The sequence below is a fragment of the Miltoncostaea oceani genome, assembly GCF_018141545.1.
GTDB classification, from domain to species: domain Bacteria; phylum Actinomycetota; class Thermoleophilia; order Miltoncostaeales; family Miltoncostaeaceae; genus Miltoncostaea; species Miltoncostaea oceani.
Genome location: NZ_CP064356.1, coordinates 208,718 through 228,421, shown reverse-complemented (window position 1 = coordinate 228,421; position 19,704 = coordinate 208,718). Strand labels below are relative to the sequence as shown.

Here is a 19,704-nt window from a genome sequence, read left to right as displayed (position 1 = left end):
AGGCGGCAGGAGTGCAAGAGCCACGACCCGACGTTGCGCTCGAGCCGCCCCAGACCAATCATCGGGCGATGACGCGGGCCGCCTCAACACGAACTATCTCGGGCGGGCTCGACGCCGACGCGATCGAAGCCCTCTATCGGCGTCACGCCACCAGCGTTTGGCGATACGCAATCGCACGATGCCGCAACGCCGACGAGGCGGCCGGCATCGTCGCCGCCGCCTTCCTCGCGGCGCTGGAATCCGCTCACCGGTTCGACCCACGCAAGGGATCCGCTGTCGCCTGGCTGATCGGCATCGCCCACCACGAGCTGTCGTCTCGACGCCGGCGCAGCGTGCGGGAGGCGCGCGGACTCGCCGCCCTCCGTGGGCGCGATCTCCTCTCCGACGACGACCGCCAGCTCATCGACGATCAGATCGACGCGTCCCGGCTCGCTCGCCGCCTGGCCGGACCGATCGCCGATCTTCCAAGGTCCGAGCGCGAGCTGCTGATGCTGGTCGGGACCGATGGCCTGACGCCGCGGGAGGCGGCTCATGTGCTCGGCATCGCACCGGCCGCCGCCCGGATGCGCCTGTCGCGGGCGCGACGCAAGCTCGCGCGAGCCGCGGCCGATGAGCTCGTCGTCGCGCCCGCCGTCAGCACAACCAGGAGCGCCAAACGATGACACTGCCCCCTGGTATCCCGGAGGTGCAGACGCCACCGGTGTTCGACGAGCGCCTCGTCGAGACGCTCCGGGCCACTGCTGGAGACCGTGCCGACTCCCCGGCGCACGTGAACCGAAGGAGACGCGCCCCGCGGCGACGGGGGCTTCTCATCGCCGTCGTGGCCGTCACCCTCGCCGGAGCCGGCGCGGCGGCCGTGAGAGGAGCTCTTCCCGGCTTCTCGCTCGAGGATCCCGAGGCGGAACTCGTGCTCACCGGTGAGCGCGGGGGTCCGTCCGGGCCGACGAGCGTCGTGATCGATGCACGACCCGACAGCGGCTTCGTCGGCTCGACAACCTTCGATTGTAAGGTGCCGGACCCTGTCGCGATCTGCGGCAGCTATGGCGCATCCGACGGCCGCCGCGCCACGCACCCCACGCGGATCGTCGTTCGGACGACCGATGAGGTCGCAGCGGTGGAGGCGAGCCTTCCCGGGGTCCGGGCCACGCGAGGTGGCGGCTACATGCTCATCAGCATTCCGGTGGAAACGCTGACCGCGGCTCGGCCGAAGACGATCGTGCTCACCTTCCGGGATGCTGCGGATGACGTGCTCACGGAGCGGACCGTGCCCCTTCCGCAGCCCGGCTTCTGATGCGACCAGCAACGCCGGGCGGGGACTGCGCCCCTTCCTGAGTCGCTGCTACTTGCGATCCGCCGGGACAAGAGGGCACCCCACCGACGTCAGACTCAGTGACGTGACCGATGACGACTCCACACTGGTTCAGCGCGCCCTGGCCGGAGACGCCGGCGCGGGTGAGGCGCTCGTCGCGCGGCATTTCGACGCGGTCTGGCGGGTCGCGTTCGGGATCACCGCTCATCGCCCTGCGGCCGACGATGTCGCCCAAGCGTCCTTCGAGCGGGCGTTCTGCTCGCTGTCGGCGTGGTCGGGAGAGGGCGAGTTCGGCGCGTGGCTTCGGCGGATCGCCGTGAATCAGGGCCTCGACCATCTGCGCAAGACGAAACGGCGACGCGCGCGGGAGGTCGATCTCGATCAGGACGAGCTGGCAGCCGACTGGGAGGAGTCCTCACGCAAGGCCGAGGTCGCTGCGGCGATCCGTGGCCTGGACGCCGACCGGCGCACGATCGTGGTGCTCCACCACTGGCTCGGCTACAGCCTCGCCGAGTCGGCCGAGCTCATCGGGGTCCCGATCGGCACCGCCCAATCGCGGCTCGCTCGCGCGATGACAGACCTCCGCGACCGGTTGGGAGTGGTGACGTGAGCGATCTCATTGACGACATCCGCGACTCCGAGCCGCGGGTCCGCGCGACCTCGCAGGCCCGGGATCGTGCAACGCGCGCGGCGCTGACCGCGTTGAGCTCACGGCCGCCGGTTCATGACGCGGCCGGCGCCCGCTCGGCCGCCCGCGGTACCCCGGGCGGGTCCTCGGCGTCGATCTGGACACGACGGGCGGTCAGCTCAGCGCGTCGCCCGATCGGCGCCATCAGTGCGATCGTGGGAGTCGCCGCGACCGGCGCCCTCCTCGCCGCCCTGATCATCGCGACACCGAGCGATCGACCCGCCGACACTGGCGCCGCAGACGACCCCGCCCCGTCGGCCCCTTCCGCCACCGCGGGCCGACCGGGAATCGGCGCCATCATCGTCTTCCGGCCTGCGGCCGGCGTGACCGACGACGAGGCGTACGCCCAGATGGAGCGGGTGATCCACGCCCGTGCGCGTGCCCAGAAGGGCGTGAGCGCGACGGTTGAGCGAGTCGAGCGCGATCGCGCCCGCGTCACCCTCACCGGCACCCGCGAGCCGATCACCCTCTCGGAGATCGTGGCGGGCTCGGCGATCGCCGTCTACGACCTCGATGAGGTCCTCGTGGGGACGTTCAGCTCCTTTCACAAGGCAGTGCTGCGGGCACGCGAGCTCGCGCCCGGCGCTCCGGCGCGGGTCGCCTATCTCTTCCGCAACGGGCGCCTCGTCCGCGGCCCTGCGCCGACGGCCGCGGATCTGCGCCGGATCACGAGAACGCTGCCGCCGGGATCGCAGATCCTGGAGCTCCCCGAGGGCTTCGCGATCCTGCGCCGCCAGTACGTGCGCAACGCCCGTGGTGATGCCGAGCGGCTCCGCTCGACCCAGTTTTTCGTCGTCCGCGACCGCCCGGCGGTCTCGCCACTCCAGGTGACCGGCACCGGCAAGTCGACCTCGGACGACACGCTGCCCGGCCGGCCGATCACGACGCCGATCGTGTTGAGCGTCGAGGGACGCCGGACGTGGGACGACCTCCTGCGCCAGGTGTCGGCGCGCGCGGCGTCGTCTGGTCAGCCCCAGCGGATCGCGCTCAGCACGAACGGGGACATCTGGCAGATGACGACCGCCGATGCCACCGGCCGACTCGATACCCGGCCAGGCTCACCGGCGCTCGAGTTCGGCTCCTTTCAGAGCGGGACCGGGGGCTTTGGCGTGAGAAGTCCCGTTGGAACCGACGTTGCGCGCAACGGGCCCATCCCGGCGATCGTGTGGGTCGCCGACACCTACCGCATCGGCCCGTCACCGGTCGTCCTCGGCGAGGTGGTGGAGCCCGTTCCCGCGCAGGTCCGTCGCATGCTGTCGCTTCCGGGTAGCGAGCGCGGCGACCCGTCGACTCTGCGCCGTGCGCTGGAGGCCGACGGGCCGGATGGCCGGTGGTCGGTCTGGAACTACCTGCTCGTCACGGGCGCCCCGCGCGCGGTCGTCGCGGGCCCGCGGCCTGACGACGCCTTCGGTTTCGGCTGCCCCCGCACGAAGGGCATTCAGGACTGCGGTGGATCCGCCGGGTTCCAGCCCTTCGCCGTTCCCACGGCCACCCGGACTCTGCGCTTCACCTCATCCTCCGGCATGGTGCGGGAGGCCGCAGCGGCCAACGGGTGGGCGCTGGTCCTCGGGCCCCGTAGATCTCGGGGCGCTCCGCCGCGCACCACGACGACGGCGGAGGCGCTGGGCGAGAGTGGCCAGGTCCTCGCGACGCTGAGGGGCCGCTTCTCGCTTCCCTGACGACCCGCGGCCCCATCGGAGGCGCGCCACCTCTGAAACCGTGCGGTGCTGACGACACGTCTGACGCCGCCACAGGAGCCCGCACGTGCCTGCGTCCCCGCAGGGTGGGAGGATCGCACCATGCCCTTCTTCGAGCCTCTCCCTCCCCTAGCGCCCCAACCGCCCGAGCCTCCCCAGCCGCCCTGGATCGGCCCCGCCGAGAACGTCCTCGGGGCTGCCGTCGACCTCTCCCTCGTGCTCGCCCGGACCGAGGACGTCGGGGTCGGGCTGAGCAGCGTCGTGGCCGAGCCGAACGGGGTCTCGTTCGTCCTGGACTTCCGGCGGCGCTTCGGCGCGTTCCCCGGCACTGAGTGGGGGAAGCCGTTTCCGCCCGCCTATCCGGGCGAATCACGGGATGAGGAGGGATTCCGCTTCGGCGTCCAGTTCTCGGACGGGCGCAAGGCCACCAGCCTCGGCGAGGCTGGGAGCCCCGAGACGGTGGATCCCAGCCGCCCCGCCTCCGCCTCGCCCAGGCTCGTGCCGCGTGGAGGAGGCGGGGGCGGGAGGCATGCGTCCCAGGTGGGCTTCTGGGTCTGGCCGCTTCCGCCCCCGGGACCTATGGCGTTCGTCTGCGAGTGGCGAGCGGTGGGCATCCGCCTCACGCGCGTCGAGGTCGATGCGGCGCCGGTCATCGCTGCCGCGGGCCGGGCGACGGTGCTGTGGGCCCTGCCGGATCCGGGTCCGGATCCGCAGGCCGGGTGGACCGCCTACTGAAAGGGTCCACCCGCTACACGACCGCAGACACGCTCCACCGAAAGTCGTCTAGGCGCGCCGGGCGCAGCAAGCAGGGCCGGCGCGCCTGGCGTGTGTTCCGCTGGGATCGAAAGCCGCACCGCGTCAGGAAGGAACTGCATGCGAGCGAGAGATGTATTGACACAGCAGCGCGCCCTGTGGCTTGCGGCGTGCCTCGCCGTTCTCGGTCTCGGCATCGGTGGATGTGCCCGAACCGAAGCGTCAACTCCTGCGGGGCCGGGGGCGACGGTCGGCATCGACTCGAGGGGCGTGTCGGTCCCCACCTCGCAGTGCCCGCCGGGCGAGGCCCGCGTGGTCGAGCTCGGCGCGTCCTCAGGTCCTGCCCCTGGGGCATCCCCTGTACTGGAGGACTCGTGTCAGCCGTCGCCTCTGGCGGCTCCTTAGATTGTCCGACGCCGACGATGACAAGGCGGCAACGGCACATCGCGGGCCTGAACCCGCCGGCGCTCGGTCCGCCAGCCACCCGGGCCCAGACGCTGGCTCGGGTCGCTCTCCGGTCTCGCAGGAACCGCGTCACCAGTGAACGCGGTCGTCGCCGAGAACCTTCCGATTCACCGACATCGCAGGCAGGTGCCGGACCCGAGGCCGACGGACGAAGGCAAGAGCGACGGTGGGCTGCGCCCGAGAAGGCCGTACTCTGGTGCGGGAACCCACTAGGCGGTTGCCGGTCAAGACGAAGGGGGGAGCAACACTGCGGGCAACGCTGCTGACGTTGCTTCTTGTGGGTCTGCTCGGCCTGCTGATCGTCATCTCTTGGCGCCATCCCGGCATCAGACCGCGTTAGGCGGCGCTCGCGCCACGACCCGCCCGGCGGCCGGCTCGCACAAGACCAACCAGCCGGAACGGAAGCCATCTCTCCGCGAGGCCGGTGGCGCGCTCACGGAGAAGTCGAGCGCACTCTGCCCAGTAGGCGCCGGAGGCCGATCGGGTCAATCGGCAGCCAAGAGGCGTCGGTGGCAGTAGGCCGCACACGCCGGCTCAGCGTTCTCTGTAGGAGCCGGAGGCATCCTTCTGTTCGGCAGCGATCGCGCGCTCCGGGTCGCGCCCAGGGTGGGCGGCCACCGCGCGCGTCACCTCGGCCTCCCATGCTTGACGGTCGAGCGTAGTGGTGGGCCGTGGGCCGAACAGGTGCTCTGCCCGAGGAGAAGGATGGGCGATCTCCGAAAGCACCGTCCACGCGGTTCCCGCGTGCGCCAGCTGGCGTAGTTCAGCGCTAAGGATCTGGGCCTCCAGGCGGTCACCGGCGGCTTCCTCGCCAGACGTCGCCCCTGCCCTTCCCCGGGCCTGCTCCCGACGCTCCGAAAGATCGCGCAACCTTGCAGCCCTCCTTTCCGGAAGTTCGGCATCGAGGGCACTTCGGGCAGCATCCACGGCCGTCGAGCGGGACGGACCCTCGACGTGGTCGAGGGCTAGTCGTTTCGCATCCGAGCGCGCCCACGAACGAGCGAGTGCGGACTCCATCTGCTCGGGCTCGTGGTGCACGGCGAAGAGCGTGAGATCGACACGCTGGCGGCTCGAAGCCACATACGCCCACTCCCTGCCTCCACGTTCCGGCGTCGCCGAAAGGAAGGTTCGATCGACCGTGGCCCCTTGGCTGATGTGCCCGGTAAGGGCGTACCCGTACTGGACGTCATCGAGGTAGCCCTCGGGCAGCCGCACCACCCCTGCGTCGTCGACGCGCACGAGCAAGGCCTTGCTCGCGGAGTCGATCTGGACGACCGTTCCGCGCGTACCGTTGCGGACGCCCACCCGGTAGTCGTTGCGCCGGCAGACGACCCGATCGCCGGCGGCCCACTCGCGACCGGACGCCGTCAGCCTCGAGGGCCCGAGCAGGCCGGCATCGTCCAGTGCGCGCCGCGCCATCAGATTGAGGGTGGCGACCTCGTGACGGTCGTGAGCCAGGATCAGCCCGCGTGCGGGATCAGCGAGCGAGGCCTGAGCCCACGCCGCGACCAGCGCCGCGCGCGCTTCGCGGCCGTCGTCGAACGCGTGGAGGCGGTCATGGTCAGCGAGGAGCGCGAGCGCATCGGCCGGGCGTCCGTCGGCGAGTCGCTCGGCGACCTGACGTTGTAAGTCCGTGCGCTGGCGCCGGTTCTCGGTCAGCTCGGCGGAGCCGAGTCGATCAGCGAGCGCAGCGAAGCCACCCGCGGCGTCGATGGCCGGAAGCTGAGCCCGATCTCCGACCAGGATGAGTCGGGCGCAGCGCTGAGCCGCCTCGCTCGCGAGCCGCTCCAGTGCGCGCGTCGGCATCATCGAGGCCTCGTCACAGACGATCACCGCACCGGCCGGAATGGCGTCCGTGTCCCCACGAGCGAGGCGGTCCAGGAGGAGTGCCGCCGTCTCCGACTGGATGCCGGCGTCGCGCTGGAGAACGTCGGCGGCTTGGCCCTGCCAGGCGACACCGATGACCGGGATGTGCGAGCTCTCGTAGGCCTCGCGCACCGCCTCGAGCGCGAAGGTCTTGCCGGTCCCCGCCCCTGCCTCCATGACGCGCACGCGAGCGTCCCCCAAGCAGAGATGGCGCACCGCTGCCGCCTGATCCGAGCCGAGCGTCGGCCGGGCGCTGATCGCTCCGTCGACTGCGCTCCGAGCGGCGACGATCCCACCGCGCGGGTCCACGCCTGAGGCCGTCGCGAGCAAGCGAGCCTCGCAGCGAAGCATGTCGGGCGTTGAGAAGAGGGCCTCCTGGTGTCCACGATTCGCCTCTACGCGGGCGGCGAGAAGCGACACGCACGAGGTCGCGATGAACTGGTCCGCCAGGGCCTCGAGGACACACGCAGCGGCTCCGCCCGGGTGAGCTTCGGCAAGCGCCTGGATCACCTCACGACGGGTGAAGTGGGCGCTGCGCTGCGTGAGGCCTGCCGGCCCGAGCATCTTCGATCGACACGCCTCGAGGGCGGCCCGCTGCTCCTGGGCATCCACGCCTCGCGAGCGGCCGATCAGAGCGGCGAGCTCCCGTGCGCCGAAGCCGTGCTCGGCCGCGCGGGCGCGCCATTGGCTCGCGGCACGCTCGCGCGAGACGACGCGCTTTCGATCACGGGTCTCGCGCTGGATGACATCGATGCCGCGGGCGCTCACGTACCCGCGCGCGGTCGCCTCCTCGACGATCTCGGCGTGACGCTGCGAGAAGTGCTCGCAGACCCTCGCGGGCACCCCGGCGAGCTCGGCGATCCCGTTGCGCAGCGGCCCCCACCCGACGCCGAGAGATCGGCTGAGCGCATCGCGCATCGCGGCCTCGGCGATCGTGCCCGCGGTCTTGGCCTCGGCGAAGACGGGACGCATGTCGGGTGCGCTCCAGCGACCGTCGGGTCCCTTCACCCGGTTGGCGATCACCACGTGCGCGTGAACGTGGGGGTCGCCGGAGCGCGCCATCTCGTGCAAGTACATGGCCCCGGCGAAGCCCTGGCCCGGCAGCACCGTGACTCCGTTGCGGCCGCGCCGAACGAAGCAGGCACGGCGCTCGAGGTAGTCGAGCCCCGCCCGCGCGCCGTCCGCTTGGGCTGCGAGGACGGCCTGCCGAATCGACTCGTCGCCGACAGCCGCGAGCACGCTCACGCTCTTCGGCGCGGTGAAGGTGAGATCGAAGGCGACGTTCCCTCCGCGGCGCTGGCCGGTGCCCGCGAGCTCCGTCCCGGTGCTCGGATCGCGCCCCTCCAGCAGCTCCCCGAGGGCGCCGTCGCCGGGTGCGCCGCTGAGCCCCAGCACCTCGGCGCCCGTCCCCTCCCAGCTGCCCCGCAGCTGCCCGCGCTCCTCGTAGTAGTCGTCGCGGGCGAACTCGGCACGCTCGTAGTAATCGGGCCCCTTGGCGGCGCGGATCGTGAGCATCTCGGAGTCGAGCATCACATGATGCAAGTGCGCCCGCCATCTTTGCCGGTCTGTTGAGAACACGAGGCGAACTGATTCAGGGCGGTGCCGTCCGGGTCGCCTTACGCCGGAAGGGACCTCGGGGAGTCGAGCAGCGTGGGCGTGTGCGGCTCTGGTGGCTGCGAGCCTGCCTTCGACGTGTGCTTCGTCTGTCCGATTCGACGGGCGCAGCCCGACGGGCCCCGATAGCCCGGCGGGCGCTCGGGCCAGCGCGGAACGGAGCGAAGACCGGGACGGGTGCCCGCCGCGCGCGACCCAAGAGCCGCGCCGCGTCCGTCCCGGTCGGTGTCGCGCCCCTACGCGGCGAGCGCCTCGGGGTCGTGGGACTCGCGCAGCTGCGCGGCGATGCGCTCGGGCAGCACCGGGCGCGCAAGGGCGGCCGCGAGGGCCGGCAGGCCGGCGGCTATGCCACCGCCCCAGCGCCCCGGCACGACGCCCGGCCGACGCTCGCTCCGAGGTAGCGCCGCCTGGTCGGCGAACCACCCGAGCGCCAGCGCCTGGAGGGCGCGCCCGATGACCTGCTCGGGCGTGCGTGCGCCCTCGATCCACTCGCTGAGCGCCCGCTCGGCCTCGTCGGGCTCGGCGTAGCTGACCTTCTCGCTCATCGCTCCGGCCTTCGTGGTTCTCGTCTCAGTGGTCTGGAGGCGCTCGTGGCAGAGCACCAGGCCGCGCGCGGCCTCGGCCTGGTGGTGGTGCAGGGCGGCGAGCGCCAGGGCACGCGCCATCTCGGTCGTGATCGCCTGCGGCTCGTCGTAGGCCAGGAGCGCCCGACGGCCGAGGTCGAGGTTCGCGAGGCGCGCGCTGCGCCGATCCTCGGCGGCCTCAGCGCGCTCGCGCGCCCGGCGCTCGCCGTCGGACTCGCCGGCCACCGAGGCGGCTGCGGCCTGCGGATCCTCACCGCGCGCCTCGGCGTCGCGGGCGGCGTGCTCGGCGCGCGCCTGGTCGTCGGCGGCACGCCGAACGGCGTCCTCACGCTCGCGCTCTGCGGCGCGGTCCTCGACGCGCTCGATGTGCAGGCGCGCCCGGTCGGTGAGCCAGGGGGAGTCCGCGACCCAACCGCGTCGCCAGTAGGAGTCCTCGCGCTCGGTGAACTCGATCAGGCAGCCGTAAGCGCGCGCGGCGTCGAGGTCCTCGACGGTCAGGTGGACACCACTCACCCCGGCCGCCTCAGCGCGGGCCGACAACTCGGCGTCGGCCTCCGGGTCGAGCAGGTGGGAGAGGTCGAGGTAGCCGGGCAGGGTTGCGAGGACCAGACCCTCCGGGCGATGCTCCGCGAGCTCGGAGAGGACGACGTCGGGCCGCTCGGTGAGATCGGCCGACGTCGCCGCTCCGTCGCGCAGGGCGGCCACGAGGCCTTCCGCGACGGAGGCCGACACGGCGGCCACGGCCTCGACGCGCGGGACGCTGGCAAGCGTCAGGACGCCATCGGAGATCGCCTCGGTGACCGACTCGGGCAGGCGCAGCAGGCGAAGGCGCTCCGAGACGTGGCGGCGCGAGCAGCCGACCGCCTCCGCGATGCGCCGTTGCGGCCAACCGGCTTCCGTGGCGCGGGCGTAGGCGCGCGCCTCCTCGATCGGATCCAGGCCGCTGCGGCGCAGGTTGGCGGCCAAGGCGGCGGCAAGCTGCGCCGCCTCCCCCTCATCCCCCGTGCGCTCGATCACCGGCACGGCGGTGAGCCCCGCCGCGCGCGCCGCGGCGAGGCGGCGGTGGCCGTCGATCAGGACCGGGCCGACGTCGGTGCGCTCGACCAGGAGCGGCTGCAGGATGCCCTGGGCGCGCACCGAGGCGGTCAGCGCCTGATGCTCCGTCTCGTCGTCGTGGGTGCGCGGATTCCATCCTTCGCGGGTGGTGATCGCCTCGATGTCGAGTACGGCGAGCGTGCTCGTCGTGGCGTCCTTGGTCTCGGTGGTCATGCGCTCTTCCTCTCGGCGTGCGAGGGGCCGGCCGTCGTGGCGGCTGCGCTCGCGGTCTGGATGGCGGCGCTCGCGCCGGGCCGCCCTCGGGCGGCGACGGCGCAGAGCGCGGCGAACTCGATGTGGGCGACCATCGCGGGGCTCATCGACAGGGCGGCGCCTGTCTCGTCGAGGCTGGCGCCCGGCCCCTCGGCGGGGAAGCGCAGCTCGAGGAGCGCCCGCACGGCGGGCTCGAGGTCGGCGGCCTCGAGCGCCGCGCGGACGGCGGCACGAAGGCCGCTTGTGTCGTCTCCCGGCCGGTTCACGCGGCCCGCTCCGCGTCCGGCACGACCAGGCGATAGCCGATGCCCCAGACGTTGACGATGATCGTGCCGGGCGCTCCCACGCCGATCAGGGAGCGGCGAAGGCGCGAGGCGTGCGAATCGACGGTGCGCGTGCGCGCCCGGGCGGCGTAGCCCCAGACCTGACGCAGCAGGTCGTCCTTGTGCATGACCTCCCCTGCTCGCTCGGCGAGCGCGACCAGGAGATCGAACTCCATCCGGGTAAGGGTGAGGGGTCGGCCCTCCCAGAAGGCAGCCCGGCGAAGGCGGTCGATCGACAACGGATCGATCACCAGCGCCCGCCGGGGCTCGGCGGTCGCGTCGACCGGCACCTCGGGGACCGCCTCGGCGGCGGCGCGCAGGCTGCCCTCAGCACGACGGCAGGACGCCGCCGCGAGCTGCCAGCCAGGCTGTGGGGCCTGGGCCGCGGCGCGCTCCAGCTCGGCGGCGACGCGTGCGGCCCTGCGGGCGGCGGCCATCGCCTCGGCGTAGAGGCGGTCGGCCTCGGCCTCGTCGATGGCTGCGCCCGCGACGTCGTTGGTGACCTCGGGCGCGAGGATGAGCGCGGGGCGCTCAGAGGGATGCGTCGTCGCCACCAGGCGCCCCCTTTCCGTTCGCGCCCCCGCCGACCGGCACGGCCTCGGTCTCAGCGGGGCGCGGGGCGTCCAGGTACTGCACCGATGACGCGATCACCTGGACCGCCTCACGGCGCGAGCCGTCGTCGGCCTGCCACTCGCGCCAGGCCAGGCGACCGGCGACGCCGATGCGCCGCCCCTTGGTCAGGTGCTCGGCAGCGGCCTCGCCGTTTCGGCCGAAGACCGAGACGTCGAAGAAGTTCGGCCGGTCCTCCCAGTCCTCCCCGGTGCGCGTGCGCGTGGCGACGGCCAGGCGCATCGCGCAGACCGCCTCACCGGCGGCCGTGTAGCGAAGCTCGGGATCGCGGGTCAGTCGACCGACGAGCCCGACGGTGTTGAGGTCAGCGGGCACGGTGCGCCCACCTTCCCTTGTAAGGGCGAGCGTCAGCGCGCGCGAGCGCGGCGATGCACCCGTTGGTACGGTCGTAACGCATCCGAAGGCCTCCTTCGGTTGCCACGGCCCGGGGCGTTGGCGCGTCGCCGGGCCTCTTTTGTTGTGCCCGCGACGCTACATCCGCACAGGCACTTTCGTCAACCACATCTAAATAGCTCGTCGCCTATCTCATAGGAGATGCAACTGCGCCAGCGCTTACGTCTATGGCCTCACGGTTGCGCTCGATCGGGCTATGACTGAGACCGACGCCGGTGTCATCCCGATCACGCCAGCGGTCTCAGATACACCGGCGCCGTCGGCCACCACGTTCGCGATTTCCCTATCTCGCTGAGCCTTGGCCAGGCGTGTGCGCTCCCTGGCAGAAGCCAAGCTCCGCGCCGCCTCAGCGACACCACCGAGGGCTGCTGAGGTCCCCCGGCGTCGCGAGTACGGACCGCCCCTCCCCGTTCGGCTCGACAGGGTCCTGCGGGCTGCCTTCGACACGGCCGCGCGTGAGATCGCGGCCGCCTCAGCCGCTTCCTCGAGCCGAGCTCCCGCTCGGATCGCCGTGACGAGCGCTCGGTCCCTCTCGTCCAGAAGGTCAAGCTCGGCACGCAGCGCCGCCCGGTGGGCCTCGGCGGCGGCCGCGGCTGCGGCCAGAGCCTTGGCTGAGTTCGCGCTCGACTGACCGGCTCCCATGCCCCGAACGGTACGCCCTAGGGATTCGCGAGGACTCCCCGGAACGCGCGGAGAGAGACGGACGAGGGACCATCGAGAAACCCTCGCCGGCGCAGTCGCGGCCCGCATCCGCATCCGGTCGGCCCAATAGCCTGCCCTCGGCACATGCGGACGAGCAGGGAGGACGATGGGTCGAGAGAACGTCACCGCGCGGCTTCAGTCGTTGGTCGGCTCTTCGGTCCTGAAGATCGAGGATTCGGGGCAGCGTTGGCCGGCGCTCGGCGTCGTGCACCTCCCGGACACGTCCGTCCAGGTTGCGCTGTGGCTCAGCACCGTCATTCGATCCCACCGGGGAAAGGACCCCAGCGAGCGGCGATTCGAGAACCCCGGCAAGGATCGGCCCATCGTCGTCCCGACCGGTCGACTCCCGCTGCTGATCGGCGTTTGGGCGGACGATCCGCTCATGGACGTACCAGCGCCGGTCATCGTGGCCGCGGACGCTCGCCTTCGGGAGGGCAAGGCGACCCGCTTCTCGGTGTTCCAGCCCCTCGATGCCCTTCGGACCGCTGCGACCGCTGGGTGGGAGACGCGCGAGAGCACGTCGGGTGAGCTACTGACGTACTTCCACCCAGCGCTGTTCGCGGCCTTCGTCGCGGCCGAGCATCTCGACGTGCCGCTGCGCTCTGACGAAGTGCGCGTCGGCGCGGTCGAGGTCGTCACCGCCGCTGCCGACGTGGCCGAAGAGCGCAAGCGCCGGGTCACGACGATGCTCGTGCGCTGCGTCCGCTTCAGGCGAGCGGTTCTCCGCGCCTACTCGGGCCGATGCGCGATGTGCGAACTGGGCCTCGGCCTCGTCGAGAGCGCGCACATCTTCCCCGCTGCTGCCGAGGGATCCCAGGACCAGGCATGGAACGGCGTGGCGCTCTGCCCGAACCACCACGCTGCACTTGATGCCCATCTGGCTTGGGTGGATCCCGAGACCAGGCAGATCCGCCTACACCCGTCCATTCGCGATGCCAAGGGACTGAACCGCGCTCATGCGAGCTTCGTCGACGACACGAGGCGGACCCTGGCCGAGCCCCTCGAGCCCGAACTGCGACCTCTGGCGTCCATGTTCGCCCAGAGGTACAGCCACTATGCCGGCCGCTACGACTGGGCGCTCTCCTAGCCTGCCGCGTCGCTCGGGGTCCGGTGGGATCGTGTGCCGGTCGCCGGATGGGCCATCTCGCTCACAAGGTCGGCAATGACGGCGGCTGCGCTGCCTGGGTCGTCGTGCTCCCAGATTCGAAGGACCGTCCAACCATCATCCGCCAAGGCGGCATCCACCGCCCTGTCGCGGGCGACGTTGCGAGCGAGCTTCGGGCCCCAGTAGTCGGCGTTCCTGGCCGGCTCGACCCCGTGGATGGGGCAGCAGTGCCAGAAGCAACCATCCACGAAGATGCAGACGCGTGCGTGCGTGAAGACGATGTCGGGCCGGACGGGACGACGCCCGGGCAGTTGGATCGGCAAGTCGACGCGGTAGCGAAGGCCGCGCCCGTGCAGCGCGGAACGAACGGCGGTCTCCGGGCGGGTGTCTCGGCGCCGATTGGCGCGCATCCGGACGCTGACGGCGTCGCTCGAGGGCAACGGGTAGGGGCTGGCGCTCATGTGCCTGATCCTGGAGCAATCTGGGGCGCAAGTCGTCACGTCCCGTGACGACGACGTCCGTGGCCACGGTCCATAATCGGCCCCGTGACCGCGACCGCCCCCACCGTCCTCTCGCTCTACTCGGGAGCCGGCGGCCTCGACTGCGGCTTCCGCGACGCGGGGTTCGAGATCGTCGCAGCCGTTGAGTCCGATCGCTGGGCCGTGGAGACCTACCGCGCGAACCTCGGAGCCCATGTGGTCCACGGAGAGCTTCCAGGAGTCGTCCCGCTCGGAGCCTCTGGGGTCGATGTGATCATCGGCGGCCCACCGTGCCAGGGGTTCTCGGTGATCGGGAAGATGGACCCGGAGGACCCTCGGAGCACCCACGTCCATGCCTTCATGGACCTCGTCGCTCGATTCTCCCCCAGGGCCTTTGTCTTGGAGAACGTGAAGGCACTTGCCGTGAGCGATCGGTGGTCAGCGGTCCGCGAAGACCTTCGGCGCACCGCGCGCGCGCTCGGCTACCAGGTCGAGCTATTCCTCCTGAACGCCGCCGACTTCGGGGTCCCGCAGACTCGCGAGCGGATGTTCCTCGTCGGAACGCGGGGGATGGCGCCTCTCTGCCCCCTGCCCACGTCGAAGGGGTCGCCGCCCAGCGTGCGGGAGGCCCTCCGGGGCCTGCCCGCCTTTGGAGAGCCGGGCAACGACGCACTCTGCGCGGCCCGGGTCATTCCCGCGAGCCGGCCGGTGATGAGGCCGCGCGCGCACCACGGGAGCCTCCTTTTCAACGGCTCAGGTCGCCCGCTCGACCTGGGCGGCCCGGCGAAGACGCTCCCGGCGTCGATGGGCGGCAACGCGACGCCCATCATCGACCAGGAGGAGCTGGCCCACGGTGCCGAGCCCTGGGTGCGCGGCTACCACGCTCGCCTCCTGGCCGGTGAAGACCCCATCGACGTCGCCCCGGATCGCCTCAGGCGCCTGACTGTTCAGGAGGCGGCCGCGCTCCAGACCTTCGATCCAAGCTGGCAGTTCCGCGGACCTCAGGTCGCCCAGTTCCGCCAGATCGGCAACGCCGTCCCGCCGCGGCTCGCGAAGGCCGTCGCATTGTCCGTTCGCGCATCGCTTGCCTGGCTCGACCGCGTCTCCGAGGGACTGCCGCTTGAGGCTGAGCGCGTGCTCGCTCGAGCCTAGAGGACGTCCGCGAGGTCACTCGCCCATTCATCGGTGATGCGCTGCAGCGGTGCGATCCTCCCGGGATGGTCCTCGTGAGCGCGAAGATCGACGGAGCGGCGGAACTTGAACTCCCAGCGACCGGTCGGCCCGTACATGCAGGCCGCGAGGATGTCGAAGGCCGAAGGCTCGTAGAGCCGACTAGCGGGGTCAGCCTTCGAGGTCCTGGTCTTCTGAACCTCGACCTTCGGCGTCCCATCGGCGTAGAGCTTGGGCGAGGCGTTCTTGCACTCGATCGTCGTGGACCTACCGTCGTGCAGGTCACGATGTAGTCGGGCGGCCCTTCTTGGAGCCCCATCTCAGCCCCGGCGACCTCGGGGTGTCCCGCAAGGAGCAGCCCCAGGTGATGCTCCGCGACGCCGCCCCGGACGGCCATCGCAAGGCGCGCCCGCTCGCCGACGATGGCGAGGATCTCCCTCGCGGGCAGCTGATACTCGCGCTCGAGCGCGTGGAGCCCGATGGGACCGCCAGCCGTCGCCGGGAAGTCCTGCGCAGACCGAAGGCGAAGGGCCGGGTCGAGACGAAGGGCCTGGGCGGTGCGCTCGAAGCGGATCAGCTCCAGGATGCGCTCGGGAGCGACGGCGAGAAGCGCCTCGACCCCGAGGGTGGCGCTGCGGGCTGACCGGTTGGCGCCCGTGATGTTGTCCCGCTCCCAGGCATGCCAGCCTGTGGCCTGCGCCAGGGCAACCTCGGCATCCTTCCAGAAGACCGAGATCCCGAGCGGGAGGGGGTCGTAGAGGAGGGGGTCGAGCGCCACGATGATCTCGGCCTCGGGCTCCACGGCAACGACCAAGGTCACGTCGGCAGCCGCGGGGTCGAACGCGACCCGATGCTCGGCGAGCCGCCAGGCATCGTCGTTCACGTTCCCATATCGAACCTGACACCTATGCTCGTCAGCGGGTCGGTTCCGCGTCACCCGCCGATTTGCGTGGAACGCGTAGACGACCACGCCCTCTCGAGCGCCGTCGGGGTGCTCGATCGTCAGGAAGAGCGGGGCGACGCTGGGGCCGCTCGAGTAGACGATCCGAGCGCCCGCTGTCACGACCGCTTGCTCCAGAAATCCGTGGTCACTGGCGCGACGCACGGCTTCGTAGGCGTTGATGTAGCTGCGACCAGAACGGTGGCGACTCACGGCCGGCAGTATCGCCGACGCCACCGCGCTCTGCTTCCGATGCCTGAGAGCCGGGTCGGACGCAGGCGTCTACTCGTCTCGGCACCAGCACTCGCAACGACCCGCTCCGAAGTTAGGGAGGTTTCGTGCGCTTCGTCGAAAACGGGGGCCCGCGCGGAGCACCCGATGCTTTCTGTTGTCCGACGCACCGGCCATCGTGGGGCATATGAGCACGGAGCGACTCGACTACCTGCCCCCCTGCCGATCCACGGCCGCACCCAGGCGCACGTCCTCTATTTGCCCCACGCGCGCGAGCCGCCGAGTGGCTGCGAGCTGATGGCGGGCTACTACAGGTCAGACGAAAGAGGATTCCAGCTCTTTCGCAGGGTCGGTGCCCCCGCGTGGCGACCGCCACAGCTCGCTGCACTCGGTGCAGCGCTCTCCCAGTGGAGCCTCGCAGGCGAGGACTCCCCGCTGATCTCGGTACCGACTGGGGTCGGGAAGACAGCCGTCGCTCTAGCGGCCCCCTTTGTCGCCGGGGCGTCTCGAGTGCTTGTCGTGGTGCCGACGAGGGAGCTACGTAGACAGACAGCGGAGCAGTTCAAGACACAAGATGTCCTCCGCAGAATTGGGGCGCTGCGTGAGGAGGGGGTCACCCAACCCCACGTTCTGGAGGTTGAGGGTCGGAGCACAGACTGGAAACGGCTTTTAGAGGCTGACGTCGTGGTCGGCATCCCGGCCTCCGTAAGTCCGGTTCACTATGTGGACTCTCCGCCACCGCCAGACCTTTTTGATCTCGTCATTGTGGATGAGGCGCACCACGCGCCGGCCGCCACCTGGTCGGCGATCCTCAGCCACTTCGAGGCTCAGCATCTTCTCCTAACCGCCACGCCTCAACGGCGTGACCGGAAGCGGCTTCCGGGAAAACTCGTCTACTACTACCCGCTCCGCCAAGCGATCGACGACCGTCTCTATCAGCCAGTGGACCCCCGCGTGATCGAAATCGACGAGGGAGCGGCGAAGGACGAGATCGACCGCCTCATCGTTGAGGCGGTCGACGCCGTGCTGAAGCGTCCCGAGCACAAGACAAGCCAGATGCTGATCCGAGCCGGCACGAAGAGGCGAGCGCACGAGCTTGCCGCGCTCTACAAGGCGGCTGGGCACGAGGTACCCGTCCTCCACAGTGGGCTAGGGCGAGCGCGACAACGCGCCGTGATCGAGGGACTTCGGAAGGGCGACCTCCGAGGCGTGGTCATGGTTGGAATGCTCGTAGAGGGGTTCGACCTCCCGAGCCTCCGAATAGCCGCCTATCACGACAAACACAAGTCGCTTGAGCCCACCGCGCAGCTCATCGGCCGACTCGCGCGGGTCGATCCGCGGTATCCTCAGCGATCTACTCTCGTGACGGCAAGAGACGCCGACGTATACCCATATCTACAGGGTGTGGTCCGAAGCCTCTACGCCGAGGACAGCGATTGGGCCGTTGTCCTCCCTGGGATCATCGACGCTTTCGTTGAAGATGACCTAAAGGACAGAGGCTACGCGCGGCTGTTCGCTCCTTCGACAGGGCAGGTAGAAGTCGCTCACATTCACCCACTACGGCGCGCTCGGATTCTTGAGGTCCGCGCCGATGTCCCTTGGGTACCGAGCTTCCTCGAGGGTCAGGTTCCCGAGGAGCTTGCGGTGGGCGAACTCTTTGCCGGACAGCGGATTCTTTACTCGGGTACGAACCCGGATCACACGACACTTCTCATGGTCACCGGTCAACCGGTTCGCCCACGATGGAACAGTGGTGACGCACTCGACTCCGTCGAGTACGACTTGCATCTTCTAACCTACAGACGCGCCCCCCAGGTCGATCAACCCGACCTCGTACTCGTGAACACCGCCCGAAGCAGCGCACAGAGGAAACTCGTGTCCGCCATCGGTGGAGACGACGCTCTCAGGCCCGGAGACGCACGGCGCGTCCAGCTGGCTTTCGACAGCCTCCCGCGCATCTCCGTGTCGTCGGTGGGAGTGCGGAGCACGTACGGGCCGACTCGCGGATCACCGAGCTACAGGATGTTCGCGGGAAGTTCGATCGAGAGCGGCCTCCGGGACTCCGACACCGCCCAATCAGCGCTTGGGCACGCGATGGTGCAGGTGTCAGGCGATGCCGGTGCCTTCACCGCCGGGGTGTCAACGGGCAAGAGTAAGTACTGGGAAACGAGATACACGCCACTTCGAATGTACGAGGACTTTGCGTCCGACCTAGCCGCTCGGTATTGGTATCCGCCCATTGCGCCCTCTGGGCCGCTACTTCCTCAAATCAATCGAGGACGCTCACTCCTTGTCTGGCCGCAGGCCAAAGTTCTCGCAGTCGCTCTTGACTATGCCCTGCTCGGTGCCGAATGGAGCCTCGATGAGCACGGATCGCTCGATCTCATAGATATGGTCGGCGGTGACGCCGCCCTTCATAGAGGAGCGCCACCACCCTCCGGCGACGATCGGCTTCCTCTGGCGGCGATTGCCCCGAGCCCAAGCGGTGAAACGGTTATCTGGACTGGGGAGATCGACTGTTTCGGTACAGTGACACCTACGCAGCCTGAGATCACGGTTCGCCGGGGTCACAGCAATCCGACCCTCCTCTCGGACTTGCTCACTGATCGGCCGCCGACGGTCTTCTTCTTGGATGGATCGACGGTTCGGGGTCGCGAGCTGTTCCCGCCCAGCGGTGTCATGAGGTCGCTGCCGAGTGAACTCATCTTGACACGTGACTGGCAGGGGGTCGACATCACCGCAGAAACGAGGGCGAAGGCGACGGCAAAGGGCGCGGGCGCTTCCGTCCACGAATCCCTTGAGGTATTCCTCCGAGAGCAGGCTCCACGTGGGCGGCGGCGGTGGATCCTCTCGAACGACGGAGCTGGCGAGATCGCCGACTACATCGTAATCGAGACGCTGCCGACGGGACAGGTCGCCGTCGATCTCTGGCATGCCAAATTTGCTGGCGGTGCGTCACCCAGCGTCCGCGTCACGGATTTTGAGGTCGTGACCGCCCAGGCCATCAAGAGCAGGCGATGGCCGACGGACCGCCAACTATGGGATCAGCTCGCCGCAAGGCTATCGGGGCGGAGCCACCCGGAGGCGATTCTCGTCGAAGGAAGCCGTCGGCAGCTTGAGGTCCTACTTGGTCTCCACACTCGTTGGGCGACAATGTCGCTGACCCGCCGTAAGCCCTCCGTCGTCGGTGGAATTGGCATTGCTCAACCCGGCCTAAGCAGGGCGCAGCTCGACCTCGACCTCGGAGTCGGGGCGACGAGCGCGCTACAGATAGTTCAGCTCTTGAGCGTCTTTCGGGACGCCGTCTTGTCCGTCGCCCAACCGAAGATCCTGGTGTCGCCTTAAGGTCGCTCAAACTCGGCGAGGACGTTGTTGGGGACGATGCCGGGGCGCCCGCGGCTCGGCCGGATGCCGGCATCCACCATGCGCTGCGTGTAGGCCCACGAC

General features: G+C 70.1%; 16 protein-coding genes and 1 pseudogene. 9 read left to right on the top strand and 8 right to left on the bottom strand.

Going from position 1 to position 19,704, the window contains the following annotated elements:
• The first annotated feature begins 68 nt into the window (after positions 1-68).
• From IU369_RS01080 to IU369_RS01060, 5 genes are all read left to right on the top strand, one after another.
• Positions 69-662, top strand: a complete 594-nt coding sequence (locus IU369_RS01080) for an RNA polymerase sigma factor (RefSeq protein ID WP_217922714.1) — start codon at positions 69-71, stop codon at positions 660-662.
• A gap of 158 nt (positions 663-820) precedes the next feature.
• Positions 821-1,291: a hypothetical protein gene (locus tag IU369_RS01075; protein ID WP_217922713.1), complete on the top strand. Its 471-nt coding sequence runs from the start codon at positions 821-823 to the stop codon at positions 1,289-1,291.
• Between the two features lie 103 nt (positions 1,292-1,394).
• Positions 1,395-1,919, top strand: a complete 525-nt coding sequence (locus IU369_RS01070; protein WP_217922712.1) for an RNA polymerase sigma factor — start codon at positions 1,395-1,397, stop codon at positions 1,917-1,919.
• A gap of 233 nt (positions 1,920-2,152) precedes the next feature.
• Positions 2,153-3,676 carry a hypothetical protein gene (locus IU369_RS01065; RefSeq protein ID WP_217922711.1) on the top strand — a complete coding sequence of 508 codons (1,524 nt, stop codon included), beginning with the start codon at positions 2,153-2,155 and terminating at the stop codon, positions 3,674-3,676.
• Positions 3,677-3,796: 120 nt separating this feature from the next.
• Positions 3,797-4,429, top strand: a complete 633-nt coding sequence (locus tag IU369_RS01060) for a hypothetical protein (protein WP_217922710.1) — start codon at positions 3,797-3,799, stop codon at positions 4,427-4,429.
• Between the two features lie 1,017 nt (positions 4,430-5,446).
• On the opposite strand, the gene mobF is transcribed toward IU369_RS01060, so the two are convergent.
• The 5 genes from mobF to IU369_RS01035 all read right to left on the bottom strand — a co-directional run bounded on the left by mobF (position 5,447) and on the right by IU369_RS01035 (position 11,552).
• Positions 5,447-8,308 (bottom strand): MobF family relaxase, encoded by a 2,862-nt coding sequence (gene mobF, locus IU369_RS01055; RefSeq protein ID WP_217922709.1) that lies wholly within the window; start codon positions 8,306-8,308, stop codon positions 5,447-5,449.
• Positions 8,309-8,628: 320 nt separating this feature from the next.
• Positions 8,629-10,245, bottom strand: a complete 1,617-nt coding sequence (locus IU369_RS01050) for a ParB/RepB/Spo0J family partition protein (protein ID WP_217922708.1) — start codon at positions 10,243-10,245, stop codon at positions 8,629-8,631.
• A complete protein-coding gene (locus IU369_RS01045) occupies positions 10,242-10,550 on the bottom strand; it encodes a hypothetical protein (RefSeq protein ID WP_217922707.1) in 309 nt (102 codons plus the stop codon). Before IU369_RS01045 ends, IU369_RS01050 begins: the two co-directional genes overlap by 4 nt.
• Positions 10,547-11,161, bottom strand: coding sequence for a winged helix-turn-helix domain-containing protein (locus IU369_RS01040; protein WP_217922706.1), 615 nt, complete (start codon positions 11,159-11,161; stop codon positions 10,547-10,549). The genes IU369_RS01045 and IU369_RS01040 overlap by 4 nt, the downstream gene beginning before the upstream one ends.
• On the bottom strand, positions 11,139-11,552 hold the full coding sequence (locus IU369_RS01035) for a single-stranded DNA-binding protein (RefSeq protein WP_217922705.1): 414 nt from the start codon (positions 11,550-11,552) through the stop codon (positions 11,139-11,141). Before IU369_RS01035 ends, IU369_RS01040 begins: the two co-directional genes overlap by 23 nt.
• An 886-nt stretch (positions 11,553-12,438) precedes the next feature.
• Between IU369_RS01035 and IU369_RS01030 the strand changes: the two genes are divergently transcribed.
• Positions 12,439-13,419 (top strand): HNH endonuclease, encoded by a 981-nt coding sequence (locus tag IU369_RS01030; protein WP_217922704.1) that lies wholly within the window; start codon positions 12,439-12,441, stop codon positions 13,417-13,419.
• Here the strand turns inward: IU369_RS01030 and IU369_RS01025 are convergent.
• Positions 13,416-13,898 carry a very short patch repair endonuclease gene (locus tag IU369_RS01025; RefSeq protein WP_217922703.1) on the bottom strand — a complete coding sequence of 161 codons (483 nt, stop codon included), beginning with the start codon at positions 13,896-13,898 and terminating at the stop codon, positions 13,416-13,418. The two genes, IU369_RS01030 and IU369_RS01025, sit on opposite strands and share 4 nt — an antisense overlap.
• Positions 13,899-13,982: 84 nt before the next feature.
• On the opposite strand from IU369_RS01025, the gene IU369_RS01020 reads away from it, so the two are divergent.
• A complete protein-coding gene (locus IU369_RS01020) occupies positions 13,983-15,068 on the top strand; it encodes a DNA cytosine methyltransferase (protein ID WP_217922702.1) in 1,086 nt (361 codons plus the stop codon).
• Here the strand turns inward: IU369_RS01020 and IU369_RS01015 are convergent.
• Positions 15,065-15,205 (bottom strand): hypothetical protein, encoded by a 141-nt coding sequence (locus tag IU369_RS01015; protein ID WP_217922701.1) that lies wholly within the window; start codon positions 15,203-15,205, stop codon positions 15,065-15,067. The genes IU369_RS01020 and IU369_RS01015 overlap by 4 nt on opposite strands.
• Before the next feature lie 245 nt (positions 15,206-15,450).
• Between IU369_RS01015 and IU369_RS01010 the strand changes: the two genes are divergently transcribed.
• The gene (locus IU369_RS01010; RefSeq protein WP_217922700.1) at positions 15,451-15,729 is read left to right on the top strand and encodes a hypothetical protein; all 279 of its coding nucleotides are present in this window, start codon (positions 15,451-15,453) and stop codon (positions 15,727-15,729) included.
• On the opposite strand, the pseudogene IU369_RS23775 reads toward IU369_RS01010, so the two are convergent.
• Positions 15,724-16,023, bottom strand: a pseudogene (locus IU369_RS23775) (hypothetical protein); the annotation flags it as partial. The gene IU369_RS01010 and the pseudogene IU369_RS23775 sit on opposite strands and share 6 nt — an antisense overlap.
• On the opposite strand from IU369_RS23775, the gene IU369_RS01005 reads away from it, so the two are divergent.
• Positions 15,937-19,602, top strand: coding sequence for a DEAD/DEAH box helicase (locus IU369_RS01005; RefSeq protein ID WP_425516806.1), 3,666 nt, complete (start codon positions 15,937-15,939; stop codon positions 19,600-19,602). The pseudogene IU369_RS23775 and the gene IU369_RS01005 sit on opposite strands and share 87 nt — an antisense overlap.
• Positions 19,603-19,704 lie beyond the last annotated feature (102 nt).

What these genes read in the sequence shown, in the direction of transcription:
- mobF (WP_217922709.1), bottom strand. Translation starts at nt 8,308, where the DNA reads ATGCTCGACTCCGAGATGCTCACGATCCGCGCCGCCAAGGGGCCCGAT.
- IU369_RS01025 (WP_217922703.1), bottom strand. Translation starts at nt 13,898, where the DNA reads ATGAGCGCCAGCCCCTACCCGTTGCCCTCGAGCGACGCCGTCAGCGTC.
- IU369_RS01005 (WP_425516806.1), top strand. Translation starts at nt 15,937, where the DNA reads ATGCTCGGCGAGCCGCCAGGCATCGTCGTTCACGTTCCCATATCGAAC.
- IU369_RS01080 (WP_217922714.1), top strand. Translation starts at nt 69, where the DNA reads ATGACGCGGGCCGCCTCAACACGAACTATCTCGGGCGGGCTCGACGCC.
- IU369_RS01030 (WP_217922704.1), top strand. Translation starts at nt 12,439, where the DNA reads ATGGGTCGAGAGAACGTCACCGCGCGGCTTCAGTCGTTGGTCGGCTCT.
- IU369_RS01060 (WP_217922710.1), top strand. Translation starts at nt 3,797, where the DNA reads ATGCCCTTCTTCGAGCCTCTCCCTCCCCTAGCGCCCCAACCGCCCGAG.
- IU369_RS01050 (WP_217922708.1), bottom strand. Translation starts at nt 10,245, where the DNA reads ATGACCACCGAGACCAAGGACGCCACGACGAGCACGCTCGCCGTACTC.
- IU369_RS01015 (WP_217922701.1), bottom strand. Translation starts at nt 15,205, where the DNA reads ATGTACGGGCCGACCGGTCGCTGGGAGTTCAAGTTCCGCCGCTCCGTC.